Annotated in this window: 14 protein-coding genes; 13 read left to right on the forward strand and 1 reads right to left on the reverse strand. The window is 42.0% G+C overall.

Annotation, left to right across the window (positions count from 1 at the left end; translation table 11 throughout):
• Nucleotides 1-7: 7 nt before the first annotated feature.
• Nucleotides 8-3,328: a SusC/RagA family TonB-linked outer membrane protein gene (locus tag U735_RS0101790; protein ID WP_084681059.1), complete on the reverse strand. Its 3,321-nt coding sequence runs from the start codon at nt 3,326-3,328 to the stop codon at nt 8-10.
• A gap of 415 nt (nt 3,329-3,743) precedes the next feature.
• On the opposite strand from U735_RS0101790, the gene U735_RS0101795 reads away from it, so the two are divergent.
• The 13 genes from U735_RS0101795 (at nt 3,744) to U735_RS0101865 (ending at nt 21,789) form a co-directional block, all read left to right on the forward strand.
• A complete protein-coding gene (locus U735_RS0101795; RefSeq protein ID WP_031442188.1) occupies nt 3,744-4,244 on the forward strand; it encodes a hypothetical protein in 501 nt (166 codons plus the stop codon).
• An 801-nt stretch (nt 4,245-5,045) separates the two neighbouring features.
• Complete coding sequence (locus tag U735_RS0101805) at nt 5,046-7,994, forward strand: SusC/RagA family TonB-linked outer membrane protein (protein WP_051891828.1); 2,949 nt, start codon at nt 5,046-5,048, stop codon at nt 7,992-7,994.
• 18 nt (nt 7,995-8,012) lie between these two features.
• On the forward strand, nt 8,013-9,698 hold the full coding sequence (locus U735_RS0101810; protein ID WP_031442191.1) for a RagB/SusD family nutrient uptake outer membrane protein: 1,686 nt from the start codon (nt 8,013-8,015) through the stop codon (nt 9,696-9,698).
• A 233-nt stretch (nt 9,699-9,931) separates the two neighbouring features.
• Nucleotides 9,932-10,957: a LacI family DNA-binding transcriptional regulator gene (locus U735_RS0101815; RefSeq protein WP_031442192.1), complete on the forward strand. Its 1,026-nt coding sequence runs from the start codon at nt 9,932-9,934 to the stop codon at nt 10,955-10,957.
• Between the two features lie 141 nt (nt 10,958-11,098).
• On the forward strand, nt 11,099-12,040 hold the full coding sequence (locus tag U735_RS0101820) for a class II fructose-bisphosphate aldolase (protein WP_031442193.1): 942 nt from the start codon (nt 11,099-11,101) through the stop codon (nt 12,038-12,040).
• Between the two features lie 11 nt (nt 12,041-12,051).
• On the forward strand, nt 12,052-12,927 hold the full coding sequence (iolB, locus tag U735_RS0101825) for a 5-deoxy-glucuronate isomerase (protein ID WP_031442194.1): 876 nt from the start codon (nt 12,052-12,054) through the stop codon (nt 12,925-12,927).
• A 6-nt stretch (nt 12,928-12,933) separates the two neighbouring features.
• Nucleotides 12,934-13,947: a 5-dehydro-2-deoxygluconokinase gene (gene iolC / locus U735_RS0101830; protein WP_031442195.1), complete on the forward strand. Its 1,014-nt coding sequence runs from the start codon at nt 12,934-12,936 to the stop codon at nt 13,945-13,947.
• 11 nt (nt 13,948-13,958) lie between these two features.
• Nucleotides 13,959-15,818 (forward strand): 3D-(3,5/4)-trihydroxycyclohexane-1,2-dione acylhydrolase (decyclizing), encoded by a 1,860-nt coding sequence (gene iolD / locus U735_RS0101835; protein WP_031442196.1) that lies wholly within the window; start codon nt 13,959-13,961, stop codon nt 15,816-15,818.
• A 19-nt stretch (nt 15,819-15,837) separates the two neighbouring features.
• Nucleotides 15,838-17,436: a solute:sodium symporter family transporter gene (locus tag U735_RS0101840; protein WP_031442197.1), complete on the forward strand. Its 1,599-nt coding sequence runs from the start codon at nt 15,838-15,840 to the stop codon at nt 17,434-17,436.
• Between the two features lie 35 nt (nt 17,437-17,471).
• Nucleotides 17,472-18,947 carry a CoA-acylating methylmalonate-semialdehyde dehydrogenase gene (locus U735_RS0101845; protein WP_031442198.1) on the forward strand — a complete coding sequence of 492 codons (1,476 nt, stop codon included), beginning with the start codon at nt 17,472-17,474 and terminating at the stop codon, nt 18,945-18,947.
• Between the two features lie 12 nt (nt 18,948-18,959).
• On the forward strand, nt 18,960-19,865 hold the full coding sequence (locus U735_RS0101850; RefSeq protein ID WP_031442199.1) for a sugar phosphate isomerase/epimerase family protein: 906 nt from the start codon (nt 18,960-18,962) through the stop codon (nt 19,863-19,865).
• A gap of 43 nt (nt 19,866-19,908) precedes the next feature.
• Nucleotides 19,909-20,919 (forward strand): inositol 2-dehydrogenase, encoded by a 1,011-nt coding sequence (iolG, locus tag U735_RS0101855; RefSeq protein WP_031442200.1) that lies wholly within the window; start codon nt 19,909-19,911, stop codon nt 20,917-20,919.
• Nucleotides 20,920-21,207: 288 nt separating this feature from the next.
• A complete protein-coding gene (locus U735_RS0101865; protein ID WP_069857906.1) occupies nt 21,208-21,789 on the forward strand; it encodes an RNA polymerase sigma-70 factor in 582 nt (193 codons plus the stop codon).
• Nucleotides 21,790-21,820 lie beyond the last annotated feature (31 nt).

Below are 21,820 nucleotides of genomic sequence, written 5' to 3' on the forward strand. Positions count from 1 at the left end.
TCTAATTTTAAAAAGTTAGGTTTAATCCAATGGTAACGGTTTTTGGGACGGGAAATGCTCCGTACTGAACACCCCCTATTTCCGGAGTTTCTCCAGTGAAACTTTTGAAGTAATGTAGGTTACTTCCCGTTACAAAAATGTTCAGTCTCTTAATGACATCATTGAAATATTCGGAGGGGACGTCATAACTGAAGGTTACTTCCCTTAGGGCCAAATAATCCCCTTTTTCCCAAAACTGACTATTACCTGCATTTAAAAGGCTGGAACTATCCCCTGAGCTTGCTCCTTCATTCCCTCTCCAAACATTTTTGGTTCCGTTTACGAAAACAAAACGTGGCCAGTCGGTATCCGTATTGGTCGGTGTCCATGAATCCAAGACTTCAGTAGGCTGGTTCAAGTTACCTTGTGTTTGTCCATAACCTTTGTTCCGGATATGGTTCCACACCAAATGTCCCGTAGCAAAATCGGTTTTTACGAACAGGTTAAAGTTCTTGTATCTAAGACTGGTGGTTAAGCCTCCCAAGAAGTCTGGAGTAGTACGTCCTATCACTTTTCTGTCCAAGGTGTTGATGATTCCATCGCCGTTTTGATCTTTCCATTTTACATCTCCTGCAAAATGTGTGTTTTTATCTCCAGGCAGGAAGTCGTCCTGAATGTTGCTGTCGGCTTCGGCTTCGGCCTGACTAGCATAGATACCTTCCTGCTCATAGGCAATAACGAGGTCGTTGCCTACGCGCTGGCCTTCCTGAAGACCTCCTACCCACTCTTCTTCCCCTGTCTTGGCATTCCAGATCAACTGTCCGTCCTGTCTGTTGAGATCGTTGGCATTTTCCGGAAGTTTCTCTACGTAATTCCTATTGGAAGTAATGGTGGCGCCAACATTCCAGGTAAGGTTTTGGTTTTGAATTATATCTCCATTGACCTGCAGTTCAAATCCTTTGTTCCTAATGGTTCCATTGTTGGTAAGAATACTGCTAAAACCGGTGTAATAGGGAAGGGTAAGATTTGCGAGTTTGTCCTTTATATCCCTGGAGTAGACATCTGTGATAAAGGTAAGTCTATCCTTAAAAAATGAAATGTCCAAACCGGCATTTAGGGTGGTCGACTTTTCCCATTGTAGATCCAAGGTAGGTAATCCTGAGTTGGCATAACCGGTTTGTCCGTTATATACCCCTTGGCTGCCATAGGCCCCAAAAACACCATAATTGCTCAATACCTCCTGATTACCGTTTACACCATAGCTCAATCTCGGCTTTATCCTGGATATAGTATTGACTATATTGGAATTGGCAAAGAAATTCTCATTGTGCAGGTTCCAGCCCAAGGATACTCCTGGGAAAAAGTCACTCTTGTTATTCCCGAGCCTAGAGGAGCCGTCATTTCTAAAGGTAAACCCAAATAGGTATTTGTTGTCATAATCATATAGTAACCTTCCAAAAGCAGAGGCAAGCACATATTCAGTTTCAAAGCTAGAAGGTATGCCATTGGCTTCCGCTCCCGCATTCAAGGTCTCTATCAGGTCTGTGGGGGAATTTCTGGTTCCAGCAGAGGTGGTAAAGTAATTGTCCTTGAAATATTCTGCACCAATCAGGGCATTAAGATTATGACTGCCTATACTCTTGATATAATTTAGAGTACCGGTCAGCTGATTTCTCAAGGTCCTATCCAGACTTACCGACGCTTCCCTGCCCGTTCTTAACGGACCGGTTGTACTGCCAACTCTATAGGCTCTATTAAAGCTTTCGTTGTGGTTGTTAATGGTAAAATGGCTTCCATCTACGGATAGGATTAGGTTGTCCAATATGCTCCAGTCGATACCCACTGAGGCCGATAACCTTTGTTCCAAATTTTTTCTGACAAATTTATCCTGATAGTATAAAGGATTGCCAAATCCTTGGTTTTGTCCTACCGCATATATGTTGGACCAAGTGCCATCAGGGTTGTTGTCGTAGGTCCTGGAGGTAGGGGCCTGGCTCTGAAATCTCCTGAATACCGTGTCATCGCCACCCAATGGACTCAAACTTAGGTTGGAATGGGAGTACAATACATTGGAGTTTACCTTTAGGTTGTCCGTAATTCTGTAGGATCCCGTAAACTTTCCAGAGTACCTTTTAAAACCCGATCCCAGAATTAAACCGTCGTTATCCAAAAGTCCCAGGCCTAAATAATAAGAACCTTTTTCATTTCCGCCGTCAAAGGAAAGGTAGTGGTCTTTGGTGGCACTATTTTGGTAAATTCGATCGCCAACAGTCTTATTGTCATAAAACAAAATGTCTTGACTTGGATTCAGGATATCCGGGATTGTGCTCCAGCCTGGTTGATTCAACAAATATTGATTGTCCGCGGTTAACAATTGCGTGGTGAAAGGGGAGCTAATGGCATCACCGCCTGTTCCCATACTGTTGGCCCCGTCCAAAAAGGCACCAAAGGATCCAGGGTTATTAATGGCCTCGCGATACCAGGCAATTGATTGTCTGTTGTAATTTATGAAGTCGGCCGCACCAATATATTTTTGGTCATTTCTTTCTTCATTCATACTATACTTATATTTATAGTTGATCGAGGACTTTCCTGGTTTACCGGATTTGGTTGTCACCAATATTACGCCATTGGCAGATCTGGCCCCGTATATGGCTGTAGCCGCCGCATCTTTCAGGACTTCGATAGATTCGATATCATCGGAGTTTAGAGCATAAAAGCTGCCTGGTATCCCATCTATCAAAATTAATGGTGACCCTGTACCGTCAAAGTTGGTACCTCCGCGCAAAACTATTTGCGGGGTAGCTCCGGGTTGCCCAGTGGTGTTGGTTACCCTTAATCCGGCAATGGTACCTTGCAAGGCTGTTGCTGCGTTGGACCTAGTGGAGATTTCTAGGATTTGGGTGTCCAGTTTTGAGACCGAGGTGGTCAAGGTGGCCCTGGTTTGGGATCCGTAGCCGGTAACGACCACTTCGTCCAGGAGGGCAGCGTCTTCTTGTAGGACTGCATTTATTGTGGATTGATCGCCTACGGTAATAGATTGTGATGTGAATCCTAAATAGCTGAATATTAGAACATCGCCTGTACTCGCCATAATGATGTAGTTGCCATCAAAATCACTTTGGGTCCCTGTTGAGGTCCCCTTGACCAAGACATTGGCTCCGGGTAGCGGTTGTCCGCTTCCATCGGATATGGTTCCTGTTATTTCTTTTTGCTGTGCAAAGGTTAAGCCAAAGGTCAGTAAAAGAATTAAACTGAATACCAAAGAAGGGGACTTGGTAGTTTTTTTGTTTTGAACGGACTTGGTGGTAGGTCCATTTCCTGTCCATGGTTTTTTAAGATGCTTCATAAAAAGGATGTGTTTGAGTTATCATATCTGTTAGATTTTGGGCAATATATAAATTATATATTATTATGTTATACATAAGGCATATAAAAATTACAATTTTAACACATAAAAATGATTTTTATGCTATTTTATTTTAAAATATAATTTTAAGGCATAAATAATATATAATTATGTTTATGTAATAGGGGTCCTTGTTTTGCCAAGGTTGAGTTGGCTGGGTTTTGGGAGAGCATGATAATTGTAATTTATAGGTGTCGTGGGGGTATTGAGTATACGCAGATTCTAAACCTTGGCATACTGCGGGGCCGGATAATGAGCATTCCCACAACCTTTTTTGTAGGTTTTACAACAAAAATATGGTCTAGAATAAAGAAGATTCTAGATTTATGCCAAACCAAAATAAAAACCAACATTTATGAAAAAAGTACTTGTAACCCTTGTTTTTGCACTTTTAGGAATGGGATTGTTTGCCCAAAAGGGGTTGAAATTGGGAATTCACGGGGGGCTGCCCTTGGATGAGTTTCAAGATGAGCTTAGTCTTGTTGCCGGAGTGGATCTGGGATATAGATGGGGATTAAGTGAAATTATAGACCTTGGGGTTATGGTAGGTTTTGTAAATGGATTTCCGGAAAAATATGATAGGGAGCTCTTCGCAGAGGATTTGCCCAACATTCAATTTGTGCCACTCGCCGCATCTGTTAGATTTTGGACATCCAATTCGTTCTCCATTGGGGGCGATGTTGGTCAGGCCATAGGAATAAATGATGGCAATGACGGTGGATTGTACTATAGGCCCACAATTGCTTATTTGATGGGTGCCCAAACTGAAGTCAATTTATCTTATACCGGTATTGCCTTGGATGGTGCTACATGGTCCACTATTAATGTGGGGGTGCTCTATACTTTCGATTTTTAAAGGCATATCTTTATAGAAGGCTCAAAGGGATTATATTTTCTTTCAGAAAACTTGTCGGTTATTCATCAAGGTCATTTTTTGGTCTGTATACTACATGGAATTATTCCTTAATTGCTCGAGCTAAATTTACTCTGGACACTTTAAAACTCATCATAATAACTAGGTAGGGATACTTTAATGTTAAGTTAGGGTTACCGGAATACAAAAGTGATCAACAGTTGCCTCATGTAAATTGCAATCAATGTTTTTCTTTAGTAAACATCACTGTAAATACCATAGAATGAATTAAATAGTGGTAAAAATTTTAAATTTTTTCCTCCTCCTCTAGTGTAAATTCAATCTTTCCTATACCTATATATGTTGCTCTTAAGTAATGTAGGTGCAATAAAACCAAGTCCCTGTTATTAAACTGTAAAGCCAAGGTAAAATCATAAAACCGCTTCATTTTCGTACGTGCATTTATATAGTTTTGCCGTGAATAACCAAGCATTTATTAATCGGTAGCGTAGTTGTGGGTCTTTGACAATGAGGTCTTATATTTTTTTCCTGGACGAAGTAAGTAGTATGATCTTTATTAAAACCATAGTTTTGGGTTTGCTTAATATTTATTAATGTGGCTTCATAGTGGGCTGTATTAAACTAGGAAAACTGAATTTTGACTAAGGCATATTTGTTTGTAAGAAATTTCGGCCTTACTTCTGAAATGCAAACCTTTGCATAGTTTTTAAAGTCCTGAAAATTCCGATATCGTTAATTATGTGTTAAATTGGTTATGACAAAACTAATTTAAACCATAAAAATATGAAGAAACTGAAATTTTTGATGTTTGTCTTTGTGATAGGCACATCCATGACATCATGGGCACAGACCACTGTTACCGGTACGGTGTCCGATGAACAGAATGTTCCCTTGCCAGGTGCAACCGTGCTGGAAAAAGGAACTTCCAATGGAACTACGACCGATTTTGATGGTAATTTCACCATACAAGTATCGGATGAAAGCGCGATTCTCGCGATATCCTTTTTAGGCTATGCTACCAAGGAGTATCCACTCAACGGTCAAACTAATGTGAGTGCTGTCTTGCAGGAAGACTCATCATTATTGGACGAGGTGGTCGTTGTAGGTTATGGAACCCAAAGAATTAAGGACGTAACTGGTGCGGTGAAACGGGTTACCAGCGAAGACTTTAATAAGGGAGTCGTTAATAATGCGGGCCAACTTATACAGGGTAAGGCTGCGGGTGTAAATGTTACCTCCTCAAGTGGTGAGCCTGGAAGTGGTCAGCGTATTGTGATCCGTGGACAAGGAACTATTCGTTCGGGATCTGGGCCGTTATTTGTATTGGATGGATTTCCATTGGGCTTGGCAGGTACAGGTTCAGGGGAAAGCCCTTTGAATTTTATCAATCCAGATGATATAGAATCCATCGATGTATTGAAGGATGCCTCGGCAACTGCTATTTATGGTTCAAGAGGAGCCAACGGTGTTGTAATCATTACCACGAAAAATGGAAAGGCCGGTGTTTCAAAAATATCGCTTTCTACCAATGTAGGCGTCTCTACATTGGCTCGTAAACTGGATGTTTTCACCGCTGATGAATTCCGTAGGGAAGTGGCTGCAATTCCAGGGAGTGAACTTATTGATGGAGGAGGTTCCACCGATTGGCAGGATGAATTGACCCGGGCTGCCATTACTCAAAACCACAACTTGGTTTTATCAGGGGGTACCGAAAAGGTCAATTACTATGCTTCCTTAGGTTTGCAAGATCAGGAAGGGATTGTTTATAACTCAGGTCTCAAAAGGACAAGTGCAAGGATTAATGTGACCCAAAAATTGTTGCAAGATCGATTGAAAATTGATTACAATTTAAATACTACAATTACCGAGCAATCCAGAAATAATAATCTGGGGTATTCTACCAACCCTACCTTTGATGCCTATACGGCTGATGGGGAAATTAACAACCCTCTTAATTGGAACAATCCATTGTTGTCCAATAAATATAACGGTGACTTTTCGGAATCTAGAAGGATTTTAATCAATATTGCACCTTCCTTTGAAATTTTGGATGGTCTGGTGTATAAATTAAACGTAGGTTATGAGAATAGATCATCGGATAGGGATCAACAAACGATTGCCAATAGTGATCGGAACGATTTAGGTTTTTTAAGACAGTCTTTTGGGAAGTATGAAAATAATCTAATTGAAAACTACTTGACCTATACCTTTGATGTTGGAGACCACAACCTAAGTATTTTAGGGGGTCATTCCTATCAAAAAACATTTTCAAGAAGTAGTAGTTGGTCTATTGATGAATTTCCGGCCGACACTGGTATAGATCCTCGTAATAACCCTGGTTTGGGTGGGGATACCAATATAGTTGACCATAGACCTTCGGGCAGTACATATGAAGACGAGTTGCAATCCTATTTTGGTAGGGCCAACTGGAGCTTTAAAGATCGTTACCTGTTTACTGCAACGGTTAGGGCCGATGGTTCCTCTAAATTCGGGGGAAACAACAAATATGGTGTGTTCTCTTCCTTTGCAGGGTCTTGGAGGATCATAGAAGAGGACTTCATGGAGGGGTCTATTTTTAGCGATTTAAAATTAAGGGCGGGCTGGGGCCAGACCGGTAACCAGGAAATTCCCGGAAAAATCACGAAAGCCTCTTTTAGGGTTAGTAACTCCAGCAATGTGAGTTATCCAATTGATCAGAATGGTCCTTATCCCGTGGGATCCGAGTATACCCGTTTTGCCAACCCGGACATTCAATGGGAGGTTTCTACCCAATCCAATGTGGGTGTTGATTTTGGATTATTCGATGGAAGTCTAACAGGTACCTTGGATTATTTTCATAAAGTATCCGATAATATCTTATTGGAGGTTACACCTGTAGATCCAATTGTACCGGCTCCTACCTATTGGACAAATGTTCCTGGCATGACAATTACCAACAAAGGGCTTGAAGTTGCGTTGGATTATTCCAAGCAGAACCCTGACGGTCTTTCCTACGGCTTTGGAGTAAATGCCACATTTATAGATAATTTAGTGGAAGATTCTCCTTTTACCATTGTAACAACTGGATCCGCTTCTGGTCAGGGGCTTACAGATGCTACCATTAACGGATTTGTTAGTGGAGAGGCTATCGGGGCCTTTTACATGCAGACATTCACAGGAATTGGTCCTGATGGTCTTTCGCAATTTGCGGACAATGACGGGGACGGTGAGATTACCGAAAAGGATAGAACCATTGTTGGAAGTGCTTTGCCCGACATGACCTATAATTTTTATCTAAACTTGAAGTACAGAAGGTTTGATCTTAATGCCAATTTTAACGGGGTATCCGGAAATGAAATATATGACCATACCGCTATGGGGAGTTTTTACAAAACCTTGTTGAGCAAATCTAACAACACAACAGCAGCTGCCATAGAGTATCCTGAAGAAAGTATCATAAATTCGGCAGCCGTTTCCACACGTTATTTAAAGGATGGTTCTTATTTGAGATTAAATAATTTAACCTTTGGATACTCTTTCGATACAAAATCCATGTCATGGGCTTCAAATTGGCTCCAGGAATTTAGATTGAGCTTTACTGGTCAAAATCTATTCGTTATTACGGATTATGACGGTTATGATCCAGAAGTGAATACGGATAGTTCTACCAATGGGATTCAATCCTTTGGTATTGATAAGTTCGCCTACCCTAAGGCAAGAACATTTGTTTTTGGTTTGAATGTATCCTTTTAATAAAAAATAAAAATAGATATGAAAAACAATATAAAATTAACACTGTTGTTAGGCAGCATGTTACTGAATTGGAATTGTACGGATCTTGAGGAGAATATATTGGACGAATCTTTGAATCCCAGTACAGAAGGAATTGATGAAGCTGTGGCAGCTATTGCCCCGGTTTATGCAAATGCAAATAACAATATTTGGAGGCATACGAATTATTTTTCTATGCAGGAAATCTCTACGGATGAAGCTATATTGCCCTACAGAGGTGGTACCGATTGGGGTGATGGAGGTAAATTTTCAGATTTGTATCGTCATGCCATGACTCCTGGTAATCGTATTATGAGCGATGTATGGAACGGGGTTACCAGGCATATAGCAAGATCGGTTAGTGCCATAAATGCTCTGGAACCCCTGGCAGAAACAAATCCCCAAGCAGTTGTCTACTTAGCGGAAGCCAAGGCCATGAGGGCACTGTTTAACCATATTTTATTGGACGCATTTGGTTTGGTGTTCGTTAAGGATAATATTGATGATCAGTCAGTTATACTAAGAGGTAGTGAGGCAGTGGATTATTTAATAAGTGAATTGAAAGCAGCTGAACCCGATTTATCTACAACGACTGCCGTTGGACCGGGTAGAATGACAAAGACAGGTGTTCAGGCATTGTTGGCGAGAATATATCTGAATGCGGCCGTATATAGGGATCCTTATGGGACACCTAATTTTACCGCAGCAGATATGGATGCGGTTATCCAATATACCAACCAGGTAATTAATTCAGGCGAGCATGCTCTATCTGCAGAATATTTTGAGATTTTTGATGATGAAAACCATACCAATAAAGAGTTGATTTTTGCTATAGATCAACGTCCAGATTTGGATGGTCACAATCGTATGGCCTATTTCTCTATGTCTGGAGATTTTTACCCCTTGCCAGAATTTCCTAGTGCCAATGGTACCGATGCCGCGGCAATTACTCCAGATTTCTATCAGACCTGGGTAGATGCTTATGGTGATGTAGATCCGGCAGATGCAGATCCCAGATTCCATAAGGATAATTTGATCAATGAACCCGGATGTGTGAGTGCCGAAGATTTTGAAGTGGACAGGGGTATTTATAGAGGCCTATTGTATGGCTTGCAACACGATCAGGGCGGAGATCCCTTTGAGCGATGCGATGGTGACAATTACGTAGTGGACCTGGTTGTAAACCGTAGGTCCGAGGTAGGGGATCCTGTTTTTCATTCCTTGGAAATCGATTTTACTACCAATAGTTCGCATAGTAATGGATATAGGGTATTGAAGTATGAGTTCAGTAAGACTTCGGACTCTGGAAGAAACAAAGGACAGGCAGATCTTGTAGTTTTGCGCTTGGCCGATATGTACCTGATGCGTGCGGAGGCAGCATTAAGAAAGGGAGATGCTGGTGCCGCTCTTGCCGATGTTAATTTTGTTAGAGCTTCTAGAACCGCTAGGCATACGGCTCCTGCACTTGATGAAATGAACCTGGATTTACTGTATAGAGAGCGTGGATTTGAGTTTTATTGGGAATTCCAAAGACGTACGGATATGATACGTTTTGGAAAATATGAGGACTCTTATACCGAAAAAACAAATTCAGATCCTCAGAAACGCCTTTTTCCAATACCACAAAGTGCCGTTGATGGAGCCTCTATCCTTGATGGGTACTTGGTTCAAAACGCAGGATACTAGGAAGATTAAAAGGAATTGACTTTTGAAAAGGGTGGGCAAATATTTGCCCACCCTTTTTTTTGTGCTTGCCGGCCGTTACCTCAAGTAGTTGTAGTGTATTTTGTTTACAAGTTCCAATTGCCTAATTTCGGAATATAATTGCCTAAATAATAATTAGTAGGTTCTAAGGGTCCGCATCGTGTAATAAATTGGAAAATGAAAAGGGAAATTAGGATTGTAAATAGGGACTTTTTATGAAGAAGGGCCGCGTTACCATTAAGGACATTGCACGGGAGCTCAATATAGCTCCCTCTACTGTTTCCAGAGCCTTGAACGATCACCCGGCCATAAAAAAAGAGACCAAGGATGCCGTTAAGGCACTTGCGGAAGCATTGGATTATCAACCCAATCTTTTAGCGTTGAACTTACTGCAAAAAAAATCCAATACCATTGGAGTGATAGTGCCAGAAATTACGGGCCACTTTTTTTCCGCAATAATTACTGGGATACAGGACGTAATTGTTGATTCCGAATACAATATTATGATCTGTTTGTCCAATGAATCCTATGAGGAAGAGTTGACCATTGTAAAGAGGTTGTCCAAGATCCAGATAGACGGGGTCTTGGTGGCACCCTCATCCGAGACCAAGAATTTTGATCATTTCCGCAGGCTTCAGAAAAGCGGTATTCCCGTTGTGGTTTTTGATAGGGACTGTCCGGGACTGGAGGCAGATAAGGTGTTGGTAGATGATTATTTCGGGGCATTCCAGGCAGTGGATTACCTCATTGGCACAGGCTGTAAAAATATAGCCCACCTAGGAGGTCCTTTAAACCTTAGTACTACAGAACAAAGGCTTCAAGGGTACCTGGATGCTCTTGAAAAAAATAAGGTTTCCATAAAGAGAGATCATATTGTACATGTTCCCGGGTTTTCGCATAAAGACGCTGTAAAGGCCACAAAAAGATTATTGGAACTTACTGAGCGTCCGGACGCAATATTTGCCTACAACGATAAAATAGCCATTTCGGCCATGCACATCGCTAAAAAAACGGGTTTGCAAATACCCGATGAAGTCTCCGTCATAGGGTTCGATGATGAGCCTCATTCTTCTTTTATTACTCCCTCTTTATCTACTGTTTGGCAACCGGTTTATAGTATGGGAATGCTCTCCGCAAGAATTTTATTGAGTCATTTAAAGAACCAGAATACTGCATTGGATTTTCGAAAGGAAGTCTTTAAGCCAGAACTGGTTATCAGGGCTTCTTCCAAGGAGAAATAAGGAATTGTAATGGAATGGTAGGGCCGTTTCCTAATGCAAACCTTTGCATAGACTTTTAATGCGAAATTCTTCGAAACATTAATTATTTATTGTTATTTGTATAAAATATTAAGGCTATAAATAGTTATATTCAAATTTTACATGCAAGTCTCGCCTAAAATTTTTTATGAACATTGTTATGGCAGGTATGCCATTCCAGCCGTCAATGTTTTTACGATGGAACAGGTGCTCGGACTTTTTAGTTCAGGGGAAAAGGCCAATGCACCTTTTATAGTGCAAATTACACCGGCCGCAAGGAATTATGCCGGGCCAGAAATGCTGATTGCCATGATTAAGGCAGCTGCCAAAATATTTCCCAAAGCGGTGTATGCAGTTCATATGGATCATGGGAACGAGGAACATGCTTTTGATGCGATTTTGTCCAACGATTATCAATCTGTTATGATCGATGCCTCCCATGACAGTTTTAAAGATAACGTAAAAAGAACCAAGGCCGTAGTGGAGGAGGCACATAAAAAAAATATAGTTGTAGAGGCAGAATTGGGGGTGTTAAGCGGAGTTGAAGATGATTTGTCCATAGACGAAAAATATGCCAAATACACCCAGCCTTCGGAGGTGCAGGAATTTGTGGAGCTCACCGGATGCGATAGCTTGGCGGTCGCGGTAGGTACCAGCCATGGGGCCTACAAATTTTCCGGAGGAGATGGTATTCAGTTTAGTATTTTGGAAGAAATCCAAAACCGATTGCCTCAATTCCCTATAGTGCTGCACGGTGGCTCTGCCGTTAATCTGGAAGAAATAGAGCGGATCAATAAGGCTGGGGGGCAATTGAACGAGGGGGCATCTGGGGTTTCCCCTGAAGAGATTGTGAAATCCATAGCGTATGGGGTGTGCAAGATCAATATTGCTACAGATACGCGATTGTTATGGACACGGGTACACAGGGAATTTTTTAGGGATACTCCCGAGCTTTTCGATCCTGTGATCCCAGGGAAGACCTATGTAGCGGAATACGAAAAATTTATGCTGCAAAAGTTCGATCTTTTAGGGGCCACTGGGAAGGTGAGGGACATGAAAATTTAAAATAAAATATTATGGAGCATAATTCACATTTACAAATAAAACCAAAATCCAAAACGGGAATATACCATCAGATCACCACCAAATCGGCTCAGTGGGAATACCTCAATTTTGAAGCCAGGCTAATGTCCAAGGGCGAAACCTGGGAACATGATACCCAGGGTAACGAAATGGTGATAGTGCTTTTGAGCGGTAACTTTAAAGTAGAAAGCAATCAGGGGAGTTGGGAGACCAAAAATGGCCGAAAAGATGTTTTTAGTGGAGTGGCACATACACTATACTTATCTCGCAACAGCAAATTTAGCTTGACCGCATTGAGCGATTCCTTGGATATTGGTTATGGATGGTGCAAGGTAGAGGAGGATTTTCCTGCCAAGTTTGTGACGCCTGAAGATACCCCTGTAGTTATTTTTGGTGGGGATAATGCTACCCGGCAGTTTAATGACCTAGTCCCTCCAGGGTTTGGTTGCAGTAAAATAGTAGTCCGGGAGGTATATACTCCTTCAGGTAATTGGAGCTCCTTTCCGGCCCATAAACATGACGAAAGAATAGTGGATGCAAAAGGGACTGTTTTGGAACCAATACAAGAGGAAACTTATTTTTATAAATTTCAAAAGCCGGAGGCTTACGCCATACAACAGGTCTATACCAAAGATAGGTCGCTGGACGAGATTGTAAGGCCCAGACATAACGATGTTGTGTTGATACCCAAAGGCTTCCATCCGGTGGTAGCCGAGCATGGCTTTCATTGCTACTATCTAAATTTCCTGGCCGGTACCGATCAATGCTTGGCCAATACCACAGACCCCGATCATGAATGGATATACAATTCATGGACTTCAAAAGACAAAAGATTGCCATTGGTAACTGCGGAAATGAATAATCAATAATTGGAAATGAGCACTAAAAAATTTGATGTAATCACGTTTGGAAGATCCAGTATCGATCTTTATTCACAGAATATTGGTTCGCCATTTAATGATATTAAAGGGTTTGATGCCTTTGTGGGAGGGTCTCCGCTAAATATAGCCGTGGGCTGTGCAAGATTGGGGGTAAATGCCAGTCTGTTGACAGCGGTAGGGAACGACAAAGTGGGCGAGTTTATTCTCAATTTCTTGAACGGGGAGGGGGTCAATACCCATTGTATCCCAGTAAAAAATGGCAGTAGGAGTAGTGCAGTGGTGCTGGGAATTGAACCTCCGGATAAATTTCCCTTGGTCTATTACAGGGATAATGCAGCAGATAGTCAAGTGGATATAGATGATGTTGACAAGGCCAATATTCCGGACTATAAAATATTATTGATCAACGGTACCGCATTAAATATAGAACCCACTAGGAGTGCTACTTTTTATGCTACCGAAATAGCCAATAGAAATGAGGTGGACGTTGTGCTCGATCTGGATTTTAGGGCAGACCAATGGCACGATTATAGAGCTTTTGGATTAACCGTAAGGGCCATACTCCCAAGAGTGAAGATGGCGATTGGTACGGAAGAGGAAATACTGGCCGCTACCCTTACCGATTCCTCACAGGTGACCATTAAGGAACAGCAAATTTCAGCCCCAGAAATAAAGGGCAATATTGATGAATCCATTTCACAATTGCTTTCTTCCGGGATAGAGACCCTAATCGTGAAGCGGGGGGAGAAAGGGGCTAGTATATACCAAAAGGATGGCTCCAGAGAGGATGTTCCCGGATTTCCAGTAACAGTTTTAAATGTACTTGGAGCCGGAGATGCCTTCGCCAGCGGGTTTTTATATGGCGTCCTTCAAGGCTGGGATTTAAAAAAGGCATGTAGAATGGGCAATGCCAGTGGAGCTCAAGTAGTGACGAAAAAGGGCTGTGCCAACTTCATGCCAACCTTGGAAGAATCCATGGACTTTATAAATCAAAAGGGCGGATTTTAATTCTAAAAGAGATGAAAACAAAAAAACTTACAGTGGCACAGGCCACGATTGCCTATCTAAAGAACCAATACGTAGAACGGGATGGGGTTCAGAACAAATTTTTTGCCGGTTGTCTTGGTATTTTAGGACATGGGAACGTAGCAGGAATAGGACAGGCATTGCACCAAAATCTGGATTTCCCTTACTATGTAGCCAGGAACGAACAGGGTATGGTACATACGGCTGCGGCCTTTGCCAGAGTTAAGAACAGGTTGCAGACTTTTGTCTGTACATCCTCCATAGGCCCCGGAGCTACCAATATGCTCACCGGAGCGGCAGCGGCCACCATCAACAGGATTCCTGTACTTCTGATTCCAGGGGATATATTTGCTACCAGACAGGTTGCCCCCGTATTGCAGCAGTTGGAATCCAATTTAAGTCAGGATATATCTGTGAATGATTGTTTTAAGCCAGTTTCCAAATATTGGGACAGGATCAATAGACCCGAACAATTGATTACCTCCCTCCCGGAAGTAATGCGTGTATTGACTTCCCAAGCGGAAACAGGAACGGTTACTCTGAGTATTCCGCAGGACGTTCAGGCGGAGGCCTATGATTTTCCTGTGGAAATGTTCCAGAAACGCGTTTGGTATGTAGGCAGGACTATGCCCGATAAAACACTTTTGTCTAGGGCAATCCAACAGATAAAGGACAGTAAAAGACCCATGATTATTGCGGGAGGTGGTACCATTTATAGCGATGCAACCGGAATATTGAAAAAATTGGTCAATAGAACGGGAATCCCCGTTGCCGAAACCTTTGCGGGAAAAGGGTCTTTGGGTTATAACGAACCTCAGAACTTGGGAGCTGCAGGGGTAACCGGAACCCCTGGGGCCATAGAAATTGCGAAGGAGGCCGATCTGGTTATAGGGATAGGTACCAGATATAGCGATTTTACGACCATCTCCAAATCGGCCTTCCAAAATCCTAATGTGCGTTTTATCAATATAAATATTACGGAGTTCGATTCCTTTAAACATGGGGCACTGCCATTGGTAGGGGATGCCAAGGCCATTTTGGAGAGTATGGACAAGGAACTGTCCAATTTTGAGGTGGATGCAGACTATCGCAAAAAAGCGGAAAACTATAATAAGAGCTGGGACCAATTTGTGGAGGATATCTATGCGGAAAAGAATGAGGTGCCTGCATTTCAAGGAGAGGTTATCGGAGCTGTAAATTCCTTTTCCAAGCCTGAAGATATTGTGCTTTGTGCAGCAGGTAGTCTGCCGGGAGACCTACATAAATTGTGGCGTACCCGAAACCCGAAAGGCTTCCATCTGGAATACGGTTATTCCTGTATGGGTTATGAGATTGCCGGTGGCCTAGGGGCAAAAATGGCACGCCCAGATAGCGAGATATATGTAATGGTCGGTGACGGAAGTTATTTAATGATGTCCCAAGAGATTGTAACATCGATCCAAGAAAAACAGAAAATGACCATTATTTTATTGAACAATGATGGTTATTCCAGTATAGGAAGTTTGTCCAGTTCCCTTGGAAGCGAGGGCTTTGGAACATACTACCGATATAGAAATGAGGAGACAGACCAATTGGACGGAGGAAAGTTGCCCATAGATTATGCAGCCAATGCCGCGAGTATGGGTGCCCATGTAATTAAAGCTGCCAATGTAAAGGAACTGAATTCGGCACTTGAAAAAGCCAAAACCATAGACAAGACTACCGTGATCTATATTGAAGTGGACCGTAAAAAAGCGGTACCCGGATTTGCCTGGTGGGATGTGGCAGTAGCCGAAGTATCCGAGAAGGATGCCGTGAAGGATTCATTGAAGACCTCTCTGGAAAATAAAAAGACCCAGAAGTATTACTTATAGACCATAACCAACCAAACTTATGAATTCCGAACTCATCATCATTTTAACTTCGTTCCTGATTTTTACGGGAGGGGTTGCCTTTTTTACATGGTATAGTCTTAGAAAAACAAACTTAACATCCTCCGATGGCTATTTCTTGGGAGGTAGAAGTCTTACCGGAATCGTTATTGCAGGTTCCATGTTATTGACAAACATTTCTTCGGAACACCTTATTGGGATGAACGGTAATTCCTATGTAAATGGTTTTATTGTTATAGCCTGGGAAGTTACCTCTTCGATTGCATTGGTAATCGCGGCCATTTTCTTTGTCCCCAAATATTTAAAAATGGGATTGACCACCATACCGCAGTTTTTGGAAAGTAGGTTTGATGGGATGACAAGGACCATGGTAGCCGCTATCCTCATCTTTTCTTTTGTGGTTACCTTGCTGCCAATCGTATTGTATTCCGGCGCCATAGGCATAGAAAGCCTCTTTGGTGTTTCGGAGGCCTTAGGGGTCAGTAAATCTGAAGGATTATGGATTACAGTGGTCATTATTGGGGTCATAGGGTCTATATATGCCATTTTTGGAGGATTAAAGGCTGTGGCCTATTCCGATACCATTAATGGATTTGGACTTTTATTGGGAGGTTTGTTGATACCAATATTGGCGCTACTAGCCATAGGAGATAACAACATCTGGGACGGATTGGTGAAGGTATATGATTATGCCCCTGAGAAATTTAATGTGGTAGGGGCAAGGGATTCGGTGTTGCCGTTTGAAGTGTTGTTTACAGGATTGATTATTAATCAGTTATATTTCTGGGGAATGAACCAGACGATTATCCAAAGGGCCTTGGGGGCGAAAAATTTGAAGGAGGCCCAAAAGGGACTTTTGATAACCGGTCTTTTTAAGATCTTGATTCCCTTAATAATTGTGCTTCCAGGGGTAATATGTTACTATTATTTTCAGGACACCTACTTTGACCAACAGGACACGGTTTATCCTCAATTGGTCAAAAAGGTATTACCCGTTTGGTTGATAGGCTTTTTTGCAGCCGTAATCATGGGAGCGGTATTGAGTACCTTTAATTCTGTGTTGAATTCGGTGGCCACCTTGTTCAGTATGGACATTTATAAAAAGCATATTGCCAAAAATGTCAGCGATGTTAAACTGGTAAAGATTGGAAAAGTCACTTCCGCAGTTTTGGCGGTAGCGGCCATTTTCGCGGCCCCAATGGTAGCCAATGCCTCGGACGGACTCTATCAATTGCTGCAAGAGCTTAACGGAATATTTTTTATTCCCATTGCCTCCATTCTATTGGCGGGCTTCTTTATGAAGAAAGTCTCTGCAACCGGGGCTAAAGTTGCCCTAATATTTGGACTCTGTTTTTATATTTTCATGACCTGGGGCTACACTAGCCACGGTATACATTTTGTACATCTATGGGGTATAGAATTCTTGCTGAATGTGGCCATAATGTATTCAGTGTCCTATTTCTATCCCAACGGGAATTTGTATGAAATTACCGATGTTGGCGCTGTAAACCTGAAAGCTTGGAAATACACCATTCCCATGTCCATTGGTTTGTGCGCCGTTACTATATTAATATATGTATTGCTCTGGAACAACCAGTAGTACTGCTATGATCAAAATTATTAAATAATTAAAAAATGGAAACTCTAAAAAATTATATCGATGGAGCTTGGACACCGAGCACATCCAAAGAAACAATAGACATTGTAAATCCGGCCACACAGGAAGTTTTGGCCAAGGTTCCCTATGGTAAGGACACACAAAAGGATGTTGATTTGGCCGTAGCTTCGGCATCCAAAGCATATCAGGAATGGAGTAAGGTTCCGGTGCTAAAACGGGTTCAGGTGTTATATCGTTTAAAATCCCTAATGGAGGAAAATACCGAAGTGCTTGCGGAAATTATTACCAAGGAGTGCGGGAAAACTTATGGGGAGTCTGTTGGAGAAATCCAAAGGGCAATCGAAAATATTGAAGTGGCATGTGGAACGCCCATGCTAATGGCTGGAGATGTTATTGAGGACATTGCTACTGGTATAGACGAGATGATGATCAGGCAGCCATTGGGTGTGGCCGCTTGCATTACCCCCTTTAACTTTCCAAGTATGATCGTTTTTTGGTTCTTGCCCTATGCCATTGCTACTGGTAACGCCTTTGTGGTGAAGCCATCCGAGAAGGTGCCCATGACCATGATGAAGATTTTTGAGTTTTTGGACCAATTGGATATCCCAAAGGGACTTGTTAGCCTAGTGCACGGTGGTAAGGATTCTGTAGATGCTATTTTGGAACACCCTGCCATTAAAGCGGTGAGTTTTGTGGGAAGTACCCCGGTGGCCAGATATATTTATTCCAAGGGTACCGCCAATGGTAAGAGGGTGCAGGCCCAAGGGGGTGCCAAGAACCCGGTGGTGATCCTGCCGGATGCAGATATAGAAATGTCCACGAAAATCATAGCGGATTCCGTTTATGGATGTGCAGGCCAAAGATGTTTGGCCGCTTCCACAATAATCACTGTGGATGATCAAAAAAGACAGATCAAGGATGCCCTTTATGAAACCGTTAAATCCCGAACAACTGGTTACGGTCTGGACAGGGAAGTTAATATGGGGCCTGTTATTACTTCGGAAAGTAAGGCAAGAATTACAGGCCTGATCCAGAAAGGAATAGATGAAGGCGCCAAAGTGCTTTTGGACGGCCGAAATGCTTCCATTTCAGGCTATGAGAAAGGAAACTTCCTAAATCCTACCATTTTGGAGGATGTAGCCTTGGATAAGGAATTGATTAAAACAGAGATTTTTGGTCCGGTGATGAGTCTTATATCTATGAAAAATATAGATGATGCCCTAAAATTTGTCAATAGTGGAAATTATGGAAATATGGCATGTTTGTTTACCGGTAGCGGTGCCAATGCCAGAAGGTTTAGAAATGAGGCCGATGCCGGAAATATCGGAATCAATATAGGGGTGGCGGCCCCCATGGCCCAATTCCCGTTTAGTGGTTGGAAGGATAGCTTCTTTGGCGACCTGCACGGTCAGGGCAAACATGCTATAGAATTCTTTACGCAGACCAAGGTAATTATTGAGAGATGGCCGAATATTTGGTCAAGAAAATTTTAATGAAATTATAAAATGATGAAAATCGCAAATGCTCCATGCTCATGGGGCGCCTTGGAATTTGACCTGGAAGAAAAATCCGAAGAGATAGGATTTGAACAGGTGCTGGACGAAATAAAGGAAACCGGATATATAGGCACCGAATTGGGGGACTGGGGCTATATGCCCACCTCCCCAAGCCTGCTAAAAGCAGAGTTGGAAAAAAGACATTTGGATCTTTTGGGCGCCTTTGTGCCCGTTGCATTGGCAAAAGCTGCCAACCATGATGCAGGTGTTGTTTCTGCCTTAAAAGTAGCGGAACTTATGTTCAATGCCGGCTACAGGAATTCTTTTATTGTTTTGGCAGATGACAATGGTTCTGTTCCGGAACGTACCAAAAATGCGGGAAGAATTACCCCTGCCATGGGACTCTCGGAAGACCAATGGAAAGTATATGCCTCAGGTGCAGAAAAGATAGTGAAGGCAGTGAAGGATGCCTACGGCATAAGAACAGTGTTCCACCATCATTGTGCAGGATATGTAGAAACCCCTGAAGAAATAGATAAACTCATGGCCCTGACCGATCCGGAATTGTTGGGGTTGTGTTTGGATATGGGGCATTATGCCTTTGGAGGAGGTGATCCTGTAAAGGCCCTGAAAAAGTATGGCAAAAGAATTTGGCATGTGCATTTTAAGGATTATAGCCCTGAAGCGGCCAAAGCGTCCCGGGAGGCCAACGGGGATTATTTTGATGCCATTAAAAGGGGGGTATTCTGTGAACTGGGGAAAGGTGCGGTAGATTTTCAATCCATTGTAAAAATATTGGAAGAAATGAAATATAACGATTGGATAGTAGTGGAGCAGGACATTCTACCGGGCATGGGAAATCCCAAAATATGTGCACAGGCCAATAGGGACTACATAAAATCCTTAGGGTTATAGACAAATCAAAATTTACGAAACAATTTTAAAGAAATATACATCAATGACTAAAGTTAAATTCGCGGTAGCAGGGTTGGGAAGGATAGGAAAGATCCATTTGGAAAACCTGCTTCAAATGGATCAGGTGGAAGTGGTGGCCGTAATGGATCCCATGGAAGAATGTAGGGAATATGCGCGGGAAAGGAAGATACCCCATATTGTCAATACTTATGATGAACTATTGGTTGTTGCTCCTTTCGATTCTGTAGTCATCTGCTCCCCGACAGATACCCATGCCAATTATGTTGAAATGGCGGCCAAAGCCGGTATCCATGTGTTCTGCGAAAAACCTTTGGATCTATCCATGCAAAGGGTTGTAGAGGTTTTAAAAGTGGTAAAAGAAGCCAATATTAAATTGATGTTGGGTTTTAATCGCCGGTTCGATAAGGAGTTTAGAAAAGTTCATGATTTGGTAAAGCAGGGTGCCGTTGGGCAGCCCCACTTGGTAAAAATTACCAGTCGGGATCCAGGAGCACCACCGGTAAGCTATATTAAACAATCCGGAGGTCTCTTTTTGGACATGACCATACACGACTTTGATATGGCCAGATTTGTAGTGGGCAAGGAAATCGAAGAGGTCTATGCCAAAGGAGCAGTCCTTGTGGATCCTGCTATAGGTGAGGCCGGGGATATAGATACTGCTGTGGTTACCTTGACCTATACGGACGGTACCATGGCCGTTATAGACAATAGTAGGGAAGCCGCTTATGGCTATGACCAAAGAATAGAGGTGTTCGGATCCAAGGGAATGGCCCAGGCAGACAATAATTATGAGGATTCACATCGACTGTATACCGGCAAGGGAATACAAGGATCACTACCGTTGCACTTCTTCTTGGAAAGGTATGCGGCGGCTTACAAATCCGAAATGGCCAGTTATGTAACAAGTCTAAAAAATGGAGATACCATGGAGGTAGATGGCACCGACGGACTGCGGTCACTTCAAATTGGCCTAGCTGCCATAAAATCATTACGGGAAAAAAGACCTGTAAAAATTGAGGAAATAGGCAATTAGCATCCGTAAAACTACGAAAATCCAAAATCAATTTTTATAGGCAGAGTAAAGAAATTTGATTCTTGGTTAAAATATAATTTTTTGCTAAATTGTGGTGATTTTGTATTTATCAATGGCAGGGATGCCACTTGGAAAAGGAAGCGAATACGATGGCATTACCTATAAGTTTAGTACGATCTTGATGTTGAAGGGGAAAATTTAGTTGGATCAGTATGCCATATTAATAGGAAGAAGTTGCTTTCTAGGTTGGTAAATTCTTGGAGCCGGATATTTAAACCCAATTATAAGTTGAAAAAAGGTCAGCCTAATATCAACAATGAGCTTTTTCTTTCCCTTTTGGAAAAGGGAGAGAAGTGTGCATTTGAGACCTTGTTCAGACTCTACTTCCCCAAACTCGTACAAATTGCAAAAGGATACCTAGTCTACCAACAGGAGGCAGAAAGTATAGTACAGAACGTATTTCTTAAAATATGGGAAAATAAAGAATCTCTGGGCGATGTGTCCAATATCAATAATTATTTATATACCATGACCAAGAATTTGTGCCTGGACCAATTGAGGCACGAAAAGGTTAAGAGGAACTACATAGATAATAGTTTTCGCATAAAATCCGAAATTCAATATAAATTTATTCAGGATGAAGCAGCCTCATTGTTGCTTGAAAACGAATTGGAAAGCAAAATTATTCAGAGTATAGAATTGTTGCCTGAAAAATGTAAAAATATTTTCAAGAAGAGCCGACTAGAGGGTTTGAAGCATAGTGAAATAGCAGCACAGATGGGTGTTTCCCACAAAACGGTAGATAACCATATTGCCACTGCCCTGAGGCATATGAGGTTTCATTTAAGGGAATTTATCTCAATTTCATAATAAATTTATTATCCGCACTAGGTGTAAATCT

Origin of the sequence: Arenibacter algicola (assembly GCF_000733925.1) — a bacterium.
Lineage (GTDB): Bacteria > Bacteroidota > Bacteroidia > Flavobacteriales > Flavobacteriaceae > Arenibacter > Arenibacter algicola.